This is a genomic window from Luteimonas sp. Soil_C_16 (genome assembly GCF_057657295.1).
Genome location: NZ_JBDGIS010000009.1, coordinates 167415 through 178570, shown reverse-complemented (window position 1 = coordinate 178570; position 11156 = coordinate 167415). Strand labels below are relative to the sequence as shown.

Below are 11156 nucleotides of genomic sequence, written 5' to 3'. Positions count from 1 at the left end.
CATGCGAGAGTAGGTCATCGCCAGGGTTTTTACCCAAAACCCCCGCCGGTATCCGGCGGGGGTTTTTCTTTGCGTGACGTTTGGCGATAGCGCGAGAGAACGTGGGAAAGTCAGGGCGTTAGAGCGTTAGAAAGTCGGGAAGTCTGGCGCTAAGGCGTGGCCGCCCGGATTGAGTCGGCAAGTGCCGGGAGATAATCCGGAGTGCTGTGATCCGATGAGATCAGATGCGAGCGACAGTTCGGCTGCGGGAATGCGCGTCTTCGTACAGGCCATCGGGCACTGATCCCTCGTCTGGCTTCGGCGTTGCGCAGCTCCAGTTCTGCTGTACCGGATCCCGGCATTCCGATTGTGTCGGGCGACTTGTTACGATTGCCGGCCGCGGGCCTATAGCTCAATGGTTAGAGCAGAGGACTCATAATCCTTTGGTTCCAGGTTCGAGTCCTGGTGGGCCCACCATCTGCAATACGCAAGCGCGATTGCCTGGGCGGGCGATGGCCCGTTTCTCCTCTCCGGCACGCATGTACCGTCGAGGCAATCCGCTGTTCTAGCGCGGGGAACTGACCGCCATGCCGCGCGAGGGATTCCAATCCTGACTGTGCGCTCTTGATGCCACGACCACGATGCGTGTGTTTCGCAACATCCTTACACCTACACCGCTACATTGCGCTGGACCTGAATACGATCCGGTGGGCTTTCGGTGCAACGACGTGATGTTCTGAAGACGGCCCTGGCCGCACCGCTGTTGGGTGGCTGGTGGCCGGCGCTGGTGGCGGCTGCAGAAGGCGCAGCGTCCACGCCGTTCGATGCAGAAACGGTCGTGCAGTTGGCGCGAGCGCTCGCTTCCAGCGCGTACGTGCCGCCGGATACGACGTTGCCCGCTGCGCTCGCGGGTGCCAATTACGACCAGTATCGGGATTTCCGCTACCGCCCCGACAAGGCGCTGTGGCGTGACCTCCCCGGTGTGGAGTTCCAGGCCCAGTTCTTCCACCGCGGGTTCCTGTTCAAGCCGCGTATCGAGATGCACGTCGTCGAAGGCGACCTGGCGCGCGAGCTGCCGTTCTCCACATCGTTTTTCGATTACAGCCCGAATCCCACTCCGGCACTGGACGACGCCACCGGGTTCGCGGGCTTCCGCTTGCATGCGCCGTTGAACAGTCGCGATTACTTCGACGAGCTGTGCGTGTTCCTGGGCGCGAGCTACTTCCGTGCAGTCGGCAAAGGACTCGCGTACGGGCTGTCGGCGCGTGGGCTTGCGCTCGGCAGTGGCGATCCTGGCCCGGAAGAATTTCCGGTGTTCCGTGCGTTCTGGCTGCACCGGCCGGACGCCGGCAGCACGGCGATCACCGTCGACGCGCTGCTGGATGGGCCGAGCATCGCGGGCGCCTACCGGTTCCGGATCCAGCCCGGCGAAGACACCGTCTTCGAGGTCGATGCGCGGCTGTTCCCGCGCGTGGATCTGCCGCACGTCGGGATCGCGCCGCTGACCAGCATGTACCAGTTCGATGCATCCGATCGCACCGGTATCGATGACTACCGTCCGTCCGTGCACGACTCAGACGGTCTCGGCCTGTTGACCGGCACCGACGAACAGGTCTGGCGACCGCTGCACAATCCGTCTTCGATCCAGCACAGCGGTTTCCAGGATCGGACGCCACGTGGCTTCGGGCTGATGCAGCGCAAGCGTGGCTTCGATGACTTCGAGGATGCGGAAGCCGGCTACGAGAAGCGTCCTTCGGCATGGATCGAGCCGCTCGACGACTGGGGCGCCGGCGAGGTGCACCTGGTGGAGATTCCGACGGCCGACGAGTACCAGGACAACATCGTCGCGTTCTGGCGCCCGGCCGAAGCGCTGAAAGCCGGCAGCGAGCGCCGCTGGCGTTACCGGTTGCACTGGACCGCCAGCAAGCTGTGGAAGCCGGCGCTCGCGCATGTCGCGGCGACGCGGATCGGCGCACGACCGGGTGAGGACCGTTCAATCCGATTGGTCGTCATCGATTTCGAGGGCGGCGACATCGGCACTGACGCGCCACAAGTTGAAGTGGCAGCGACTACCGGACGTATCGCCAATCCGGTCGTGCATGCGCGGCCGGGCGGTGGCTGGCGTGTCGGCTTCGAGTTCGCACCTGACGGGCGGACGAGCAGCGAACTGCGTGCGCGGCTGCATCGTGGTGGCGCTGCCGTCTCCGAAACGTGGGTCTACCGATGGAGCGCGTGAGCATCGTCGACCAGCCGGTGATGCCCGACCTGGCGCCGGTGCCGATGCCGATCCAGTCGCTGCGCGAAGGGCGCCTGACGACACGGCCTCTGCCGAGCGCGCCGACCGGCATGGTCTGGCGTCGCGCGTTCATCGTGACGACCGCGGCGGTGCTGACGATCTTCGCGACCTACCAGATCTGGTGGCTGCTGCGCATCGGCGGGATCGATCTGCTCGAAGGTCTGTTGCTGCTGGTCTTCGTGCCGCTGTTCGCGTGGATCGTGCAGTCCTTCGCGAGCTCGCTCGCCGGCTTCGTGCTGGTGCTGATGAAGCGACCGGCGCGACTGGGCATCGATCCGCAGGCGCCGCTTCCCGTGCTCAACGTGCGCACCGCCCTGCTGATGCCGACCTACAACGAAGATCCCGAGCGCCTGCTCGCCGGACTGCAGGCGATCATCGAATCGCTGCAGGCGACCGGGCGCGGCGATCATTTCGATCTGTTCGTGCTCAGCGACACGCGCGATGCGGACATCCAGCGGCGCGAAGTGATCGCCTTCGAGAAGCTGCGCAACGCGATGCCGCAGGCGCGGCTCTACTACCGCCTGCGCGAGGACAATCACGAGCGCAAGGCCGGCAACATCGCCGACTGGGTGCGGCGTTGGGGCGGCGCATATCCGCAGTTCCTGATCCTCGACGCCGACAGCCTGATGACCGGGGATACGCTGGTGCGGCTGGCGGCGGCGATGGACGCGAACGACGACGTCGCGCTCGTGCAGACGCTGCCGGTCATCGTCAACGGCGCGACGGTGTTCGCGCGCATGCAGGAATTCTCCGGGCGCATGTACGGCCCGGTGATCGCGCACGGCGTGGCCTGGTGGCACGGGGCGGAGAGCAACTACTGGGGCCACAACGCGCTGATCCGCACCGCCGCGTTCGCTGCGCACGGCGGGTTGCCGGAGCTGCAGGGCCATACGCCGTTCCGCGGCGCGGTGCTGAGCCACGATTTCGTCGAGGCCGCGCTGATCCGGCGTGGCGGCTGGGCGTTGCACATGGTGCCGACGCTGGAAGGCAGCTACGAGGAAGGGCCGCCGACGCTGACCGACATGCTGGTGCGCGATCGCCGCTGGTGCCAGGGCAATCTGCAGCACGGCGGCGTGCTGCCCGCGCGTGGCCTGCACTGGGTCAGTCGCTGGCACCTGCTGATCGGCATCGGTCATTACCTCACCGCACCGCTGTGGGCGATGCTGGTGCTGATCGGCCTGGCGGTGCCCTTGCAGCACGGTGCGTTCGCCGAAGGGCTGTCGCCGGCCGAGTACTGGATGGCGATCGACGACGGCCGCTTCCTCGGCGTGTTCGTGATGACGATGGTGATGCTGTTCGCGCCGAAGGTCCTGGGCTACATCGCGACGCTCGCCGACGCGCGCATGCGCCGCGGCGCCGGCGGTGCATTCCGCGGCTTCGTCAGTCTGTTGATCGAGAACGTGCTCGCCGCGTTGATGGCGCCGATCACGATGTACGTGCAGTCGCGCGGTGTGGCCGAAGTGCTGGCGGGTCGCGATTCGGGCTGGGATGCGCAGCGTCGCGACGATGGGCGCCAGACCTGGGGCGACCTGTGGCGCAACTATCGAGGCACCACGCTGCTCGGCGTGATCATGGGCGCGGGGGCGTGGATGATGTCGCCGGGCCTGGCCTTGTGGATGTCGCCGATGATCGTCGGCCTCGTCGGTTCGATTCCGATCGTGCGCTTCACGTCGTCGCGTCGCATCGGTCTGGCGTTGCGCCGCGCCGGTCTGTTCTCGACACCCGAGGAGCATTCGCCGCCCGACGTGCTCGTGCGCGCCGCTGCGCTGCGTGCCGAAGCGCATCCGGAGGTCGCGACGCCTGCGCCGGTCATACACGGCTAGGCGCGTGCGACAGAGCGCTTACACTGGCGCCTCCTGACGTTTATTGATCCCGCATGGATTCCCAGACCCCCGCACTGCTCGACTGCATCGAACGCGAGACCGGCCCCGCACCGGCGTGGAGCGTGATCTGGCTGCACGGCCTCGGCGCCGATGCCAACGATTTCGTCCCGCTGGTGCCCGAGCTTCTGCGCAAGGACTGGCCTGCGATCCGTTTCGTGTTTCCGAACGCGCCGGTGCGCGCGGTGACGATCAACAACGGCGTGCGCATGCGCGCCTGGTACGACATCGTCGATTTCGATCTCGCCAACCGCGCCGATGAGGCCGGGGTGCTCGAATCGGTCGCGCAGATCGACGCGTTGATCGAGCGCGAGGCGACGCGTGGCATTCCGGCATCGCGCGTGATCCTCGCGGGCTTCTCGCAGGGCGGCGCGGTCACGCTGGCAGCAGGCCTGCGTCGACGCGTGCCGCTCGCCGGTCTGGTCGCGTTGTCCACGTATCTGCCCGCGGCACACAACGCCGGCGCTGCACTCGTCGACGGCGCCACGCGCCAGCCGGTGTTCATGGCGCACGGCACGCAGGATCCGGTCGTGCCGCTGGGCGCCGGTGAACAGAGCGCCGCCTGGTTGCGCCAGTCCGGCTTCGACGTCGCCTGGCATCCGTATCCGATGCCGCATTCGGTCTGCGCCGAAGAAATCGTCGCCCTCGGCGACTGGTTCGACGCGCGGTTCGCGGCCGGCTGAGCATGGCCGCGCCGGCAGTCGACGGCCTCTGGCTGCCGGACCTGTGCCGGTTGCCGCGCCTGCTGACGATGCTGGGCCTCGCCCAGCTTACGGTCATCGTGGTGCTGTTGGTGCCGAACCCCGCCGCGCTCTGGGACGTGTCGGCGTTCGTCTCCGCGAGCGGCTATGCGTTGTGGCTCGCGCTGTCGGTTTCGGTCTTGCTGTGCGCGTGCCGTCGGCTGTTGTCGCGCTTTCCCGTGCGCCTCGGCGCGTTGATCGCGGTCGCGCTGGCAATGGCGGTCGCGCTGGTCGCCTCGGCGATCGTGCACGGCCTGTTCGCGAGTGTCGGCGGCACGGCGGGGTTGCCGGGCTTCGGTCGGTTCGTCGGCGGCAGTGGCGCGGTCGTCGCGCTGCTCACCGGCATCGCACTGCGCTATTTCTACGTCATCGATCGGTGGCAGGGGCAGGTGGCCGCGCACGCGCGCGCCGAGGCCGATGCGCTGCAGGCGCGCATCCGGCCGCATTTCCTGTTCAACAGCATGAACATGATCGCCACGCTGCTGCGCCGCGATCCCGTGGTCGCCGAACGCGCGGTGCTCGATCTGTCGGATCTGTTCCGTGCCGCGCTCGGTGCAGGCGAAGGCACGTCGACGCTGTCGGAAGAAGTTTCGCTGGCCGAGCGCTACCTCTCGATCGAACAACTGCGGCTCGGTGATCGTCTGCGCGTGGACTGGCACAGGCAGGGTGATCTGCCATGGACGCTGCCGATGCCGCGTCTCGTGCTGCAGCCGGTGTTGGAGAACGCGGTGCTGCACGGCATCTCGCGATTGCCCGAGGGCGGCACCATCGACGTACGGCTGACGATGGACGCGGGGGTGCTCGAGATCGAGGTCGCCAATCCCTCCCTGCCACCCGACAACGCGCCCGCGCAGGGTGCGGGACACGCCCAGCGCAGCATCGCCCATCGCCTCGGCTTCGCGTTCGGCCCCCGTACGCGCATGCGCTACGGGTGGAACGACGGGCGCTATGCGTGCACCATCCAGGTGCCGGTCCCGACGGACGGTGCCGCGCCGGTCCCGGGAGGACGCACGCCATGAAGGTCGTGATCGCCGATGACGAACCGCTCGCACGCGAGCGTCTGCGGGTGCTGCTGGCGCAGCTGGCCGGCATCGAGATCGTGGCCGAGGTGGGCGATGGGCGCAGCGCGCTCGAAGCCTGCGCCGCACACGATCCGGCGCTGGTGCTGCTGGACATCGCGATGCCGGGCATCGACGGATTGGAGGTTGCGCGACATCTCAGTGCGTTCGAACCGCGGCCTGCGATCGTGTTCTGCACCGCCTACGACGCGCATGCGTTGAAGGCATTCGAAGCCGCCGCCGTCGACTATCTGGTCAAACCGGTGCGGCCCGAGCGCCTGCAGGTCGCGGTCGAGCGCGCGCGGACGTTCACGGCCGGACGCGAGGTGGCGGTCGATGGCGACGCGCATGGCGACAAGCGCCGCACGCATCTGTGCGCGCGCCTGCGCGGTAGCCTGCGGCTGATTCCGGTCGAGGACATCCGCTATCTGCAGGCCGAGGAGAAATACGTCGTCGTGCATCACGCGCGCGGCGAGGATCTGGTCGAGGAATCCTTGAAGTCGCTCGAGGACGAGTTCGGCGACCGCTTCGTGCGCATCCACCGCAACTGTCTGGTGGCCCGGCACGAGCTCGTCGAACTGCGTCGCGATCTCGAAGGCCACGTGCACGCGGTGCTGCGTCACGGCGACCGGCCGCTGGAAGTCAGCCGCCGCTGTGTGTCGCAGTTGCGCGACACCGTGCGTCAGCTCTGATCCCGCGGCAAGCGGGCCCGGCGACGATCGCCGATAATGCGCGGATGGATCGACTGCGCATCGCCACCCGCAAGAGTCCGCTCGCCCTGTGGCAGAGCGAGCACGTGGCCGCCGCCCTGCGCGCGCGCCATCCCGGCCTCGAGGTCGAACTGATACCGCTGAGCACGCGCGGGGACGAAGTGCTGGACCGTTCGCTGGCGGCGATCGGCGGCAAGGGCCTGTTCCTCAAGGAACTCGAAATCGCGATGCAGGCCGGCGAGGCGGACTGCGCGGTGCACTCGCTCAAGGACGTGCCGATGGCGCTCGAACCAGGCTTCGCGTTGCCGGCGATCCTCGCCCGCGCCGATCACGCCGACGGCTTCGTCAGCAACGACTTCGACGGCATCGACGCGCTGCCGATGAGCGCGCGCGTGGGCACGTCGTCGTTGCGTCGCCAGGCGCAGTTGCGCGCGCGGCGGCCGGATCTGCAGCTCGTGGATCTGCGTGGCAACGTCAACACGCGGCTGGCCAAGCTCGACGCCGGCGACTACGACGCGATCGTGCTCGCATGTGCGGGTCTGCAGCGGCTGGGACTGGAGACGCGCATCCGCGCGCGGCTCGATGCCCCCGACTGGCTGCCGGCGCCGGCGCAGGGGGCGATCGCGATCGAATGTCGTGATGACGCACCGCGGCTGCATGCGTTGCTGGCGACGCTCGACGATGCGCCGACGCGGCGCTGCGTCGAGGCCGAGCGCGCGATGAACCGGGCGCTGCACGGCAGCTGTCACGTGCCGGTCGCGGCCTATGCCTGGCTCGACGGCGACCGCTTGCGGCTCGAAGGGCTGGTCGGGTCGGCGCAGGACGGCCGCGCGGTGCGTGCGGGTGGCGAGTCGTCGCATGCCGAGGGCGATGCGCTCGGCGCGCGGGTCGCGTCGCTGTTGCTGGAAGCGGGTGCGGGGGCGTTTCTGCCGGGCTAGTAGATCCATCCGGCCGGGTGATGGGTTTCGCTGCGCTCTACCCATCCTACGAAGCGGGTTGCTCCTAGGAGGTAGGCAGCGACGTCAGAACGTGCGGCGGAGTTTGAGCGAGCCTTCGGTGTCGGTACTGCCGCGGCCGCCGTTGCCCAGCGTGTCGTGGCGCAGTTCGAAGTCCGAGCGCAGCGTCCACTGCGGAAACAGCTCGTAATCGAACGCCAGCGTCTGCCGCAGGAAGGTGTTCTCGCGCCCGGTCTCCACCTGCACCTCCTGGGTGAAGGACGCGCGCTTGCCGAGCTCCTGCGACAGCTGCAGCTGGCCGGTCGCGATCGGACCCATCGCGGCGGTGCCGAAGTCGGTGTAGGGCTCGATCCGCACGCCGGTGCCGAATTCGATGCGCAGCGAGGTCTCGGGGCTGCGGATCGCTTCGAGACCGTAGCGGGTGTCCCACTTCACGTGATTGCCGCCGGACCGGATGAATTCCCGGCTGGAGAACGGTGAATGCAGCGGCGCAAGACGCCGGTCCGGCAGCTTGACCAGCGGATGCGCGACGGTGCGCGGACGCACGCCGGGCGCTTTCGGTGACCAGATCCGCTGGCGCGCCGTACTGGCCGTCCATTCCGCATCCCGGCAGGACAGCCGGTAGCAGGGACGGCGCAGCGGTACCTGCCGCGCAGCGACGGCGGCGATGGCAGGCAGCTCCGGTGCGGCGGGGAGCGGTTGTGTGTAGATCGGCAGGCCCGCAATAGCCAGCCACCAGCCAGCAAGCATTTCAGCCATTCATGTAAGCGGTTACAGATTGATTATGCCGAAGCCGGTGTGGCAGTTGCCATCATCGGCGGATCGCCGTCGAGGCGGGCTTCAGGAAGCGTGACCGGCATCGCGCTGCCGGCCTTCGCCCTCGCCCAGAAACAGAAGGTGTTCCAGTGCGGCGGCGCCCAGCAGGGCGGCGGCCGCCAGCAGCAATGGCACCAGCGGCGGTACGCTGCCGCTCAGTGCCAGCAGCCAGCACAGCAGCGGCGCGCCTGCGGCGAGGCCCAGGACTGCGATGCGCGCGCCGCGGAACGGCAGGGCGATGTCGCTTTCGGACAACCGGTTCACGGCACGCCAGTAGAGGACCTTGCACAACGCGAGACAGGCGCCGAGTCCGGTCAGCGTCGCCAGCATCGTGCGCCCGTCGTTGCCGGACACGAAGAGCCGGTCCATCAGGACATAGAGCAGAGCGAGACCGGTGCTCATCGCGATGAGTAGATGGATCGGCAGCACCAGCGGTTGCCGCCAGGGTGCAGGCGCTGCCGGCGCGGCGTAGCCACTGGCGATCGCGGCCACGGCGCCGAATGCGGCGAGCAACAGCAGCAGACCCAGCGCGACCAGCAGCGGGCCGAGTGTGGTCCAGGCACCCGCCAGCAGCAGCACCACCAGCAGTGCGGCGATCGCGAGGCTGATCCACACCAGCCCGCGCGCGCGGCGCGACGCGGTCGGTGCGGCGGGCCGCGCGAAGCGTTGCGCGAGCAGGCCGGCGGCGACGCACACCGCGCCGAGGAGCAGCCCGAGCAGTTGCAACTGGTGCAGCGTCGATGCCGCCTCGGGCCGCAACTGCAGCAGTGCGGTCGTCATGCCGCTCCACATCAACAGACCCAGCCCGGCGCCCGTCAGCGGCATCGCGGCGATCCTCAGCATCTGGCGCATCCGGCATCCCGTCGGGTCGTCGGTCCGCAGCGTGCCACGGAGCCCGGGCGCTGCACAGTCAGAACGGAAAGAAGCGCGGGATCAGCAGCGTCGCAGTGATCAGAAAAATGATGTTGAGCGGCATGCCGATCTTCACGAAATCGCTGAAGCGGTAATTGCCGGCGGTGTAGACCATCGTATTGGTCTGGTAGCTGATCGGCGTGGCGAAGCTGGTCGACGCCGCGAATGCAACCGCAATCAGGAACGGTTTGGGGTCCACGCCCAGCGAATCGGCGGTGGCGATGGCGATCGGCACCACCAGCACGGCCGAAGCGTTGTTGCTCATGAACTCGGTCAGGGTCGAGGTCATCAGATAGACCGCCGCCAGCGTGGCCGTCGGACCGTAGTGGCCGACCAGATTGATCAACTGGTTGGCGGCAAGCGCCGCGCCGCCCGTTTTCTGCAGGGCGATGCCGAGCGGAATGATCCCCGCCAGCAGCAGGATCACGCGCCAGTCGATCGCCTCGTAGGCCTCGTCGGGGTCGAGCAGGCGCAGCACCACGAGCGCGATACAGCCGAGCAGGGCAGAGGCCACGATCGACGTCCAGCCGAGCGCCGCAGCCGCGATCGCCGCCGCCATGACGATCGCCGACAGTGTCGCCTTCGTCGTATCGACCTTGCGCTGCGCACGTGAGCCCAACACGATCAGCCCCCGGTCGATGCGCAGATCGGCGATCGCCTTGGCGGGTGCATCGAGCAGCAGCACGTCGCCCACGTGCAGTGGCACCTGATCGAGTGGCGTGTGGATGCCGAGCTGACGTCGATGCAGACCATGCACGCGCGCCCGGTAGGTGTGGCCGAACCGCATGCCGGCCAGGGTATTGCCGATCAGATGCGAACCCGGCGCCACCATCGTCTCTACATGCAGGCGTTCCGCGTTGACGTCGCCGTCGAGATCGCGGGCCACGTGGTCGAACTTGAGCTTGAGCGATTTGCGCGTCGCTTCGATGTCTTGCCACAGCCCGCGCAGCAGAAGGCGGTCTCCTGCCTCGACCTTCAGGTCCTGTCCGCGCATCGCGACGCCGTTGCGCAGGATCGCGAGCAGGGCCACATCGTCGCTGGCATCGGCGAGCACTTCTCCGCGGCGGCGACCGATCACCGCCGCACCGTCATCCACCAGCAGCTCGGCGACATAACGGCCGATGTGGTCGGCGCTCTCGCTGCCGGGCACGCCGCGGTCGGGCAGCAGCAGGCGCCCCACCGTCATCAGATACAGCACGCAGATGCCGACGAACACGATGCCCAGCGGCGCGAACTCGAACAGGGTGAAGCCGATGCCGGCGGTCTCGCGCGCCATCGAATCGATCAACAGGTTGGTCGAGGTGCCGATCAGGGTGCACACGCCTGCGGTCTGCGACATGTAGGACAGCGGGATCAGGAATTTCGACGGCGCCCAGCGGTTGGCGGTCGTCGCCGCGAGCACCAGTGGCAGGAAGACCGCCACGGTCGCGGTGTTGTTGACGAACGCAGCTACGCAGGTGACCAGCGCCATCATCACCAGCAGGAACAGCCACGGCCAGCGGATCCGCGCGAGCAGGTCGCCCACCGCGATCAGCGCACCGTTGCGCTGCAGGGCGCCGCTGAGCACGAACATCGCCGCGACCATCACCGTCGCCTGGTTGCTGAAGCCCGAGAGCGCCTCGGGCAGGCTGACCACGCCCAGCACCAGCAGCGACGCGACCACCAGCAGCGCGACCACGTCGACGCGCAGCTTCTCGGTCACGAACAGGAACACCGCGCCGGCCATCACCGCCAGCGTCAACCACAGATCCACGCTGCCTCCTTCGTCATCGAGTGTGGCGCCTGCCACGCGCCAGACAGTCCGGCCAA

General features: G+C 67.9%; 9 protein-coding genes and 1 tRNA gene. 7 read left to right on the top strand and 3 right to left on the bottom strand.

Features of this window, described 5'->3' with window-relative positions; all coding sequences use genetic code 11:
- Positions 1–380: 380 nt before the first annotated feature.
- The 7 genes from AC3A5T_RS16185 (at position 381) to hemC (ending at position 7601) form a co-directional block, all read left to right on the top strand.
- Positions 381–456 (top strand) — tRNA-Ile (locus AC3A5T_RS16185).
- A 241-nt stretch (positions 457–697) separates the two neighbouring features.
- On the top strand, positions 698–2215 hold the full coding sequence (locus AC3A5T_RS16180; RefSeq protein ID WP_487629418.1) for an OpgD/OpgG family glucan biosynthesis protein: 1518 nt from the start codon (positions 698–700) through the stop codon (positions 2213–2215).
- Positions 2203–4098 carry a glucans biosynthesis glucosyltransferase MdoH gene (gene mdoH / locus AC3A5T_RS16175; protein WP_487629417.1) on the top strand — a complete coding sequence of 632 codons (1896 nt, stop codon included), beginning with the start codon at positions 2203–2205 and terminating at the stop codon, positions 4096–4098. Before AC3A5T_RS16180 ends, mdoH begins: the two co-directional genes overlap by 13 nt.
- Before the next feature lie 53 nt (positions 4099–4151).
- Positions 4152–4838 (top strand): alpha/beta hydrolase, encoded by a 687-nt coding sequence (locus tag AC3A5T_RS16170; protein ID WP_487629416.1) that lies wholly within the window; start codon positions 4152–4154, stop codon positions 4836–4838.
- Between the two features lie 2 nt (positions 4839–4840).
- Positions 4841–5914 (top strand): sensor histidine kinase, encoded by a 1074-nt coding sequence (locus AC3A5T_RS16165; RefSeq protein ID WP_487629415.1) that lies wholly within the window; start codon positions 4841–4843, stop codon positions 5912–5914.
- Complete coding sequence (locus AC3A5T_RS16160; RefSeq protein ID WP_487629414.1) at positions 5911–6645, top strand: LytR/AlgR family response regulator transcription factor; 735 nt, start codon at positions 5911–5913, stop codon at positions 6643–6645. Before AC3A5T_RS16165 ends, AC3A5T_RS16160 begins: the two co-directional genes overlap by 4 nt.
- Positions 6646–6689: 44 nt before the next feature.
- A complete protein-coding gene (gene hemC / locus AC3A5T_RS16155; protein ID WP_487629413.1) occupies positions 6690–7601 on the top strand; it encodes a hydroxymethylbilane synthase in 912 nt (303 codons plus the stop codon).
- An 84-nt stretch (positions 7602–7685) separates the two neighbouring features.
- Here hemC and AC3A5T_RS16150 read toward each other — a convergent pair whose 3' ends face one another.
- The 3 genes from AC3A5T_RS16150 to AC3A5T_RS16140 form a co-directional block, all read right to left on the bottom strand.
- Complete coding sequence (locus tag AC3A5T_RS16150) at positions 7686–8378, bottom strand: DUF481 domain-containing protein (RefSeq protein WP_332078157.1); 693 nt, start codon at positions 8376–8378, stop codon at positions 7686–7688.
- A gap of 81 nt (positions 8379–8459) precedes the next feature.
- Entirely contained in the window at positions 8460–9278 is an 819-nt protein-coding gene (locus AC3A5T_RS16145; RefSeq protein ID WP_487629412.1) for a hypothetical protein, read from the bottom strand.
- A gap of 67 nt (positions 9279–9345) precedes the next feature.
- Entirely contained in the window at positions 9346–11100 is a 1755-nt protein-coding gene (locus AC3A5T_RS16140) for an SLC13 family permease (protein WP_487629411.1), read from the bottom strand.
- Positions 11101–11156 lie beyond the last annotated feature (56 nt).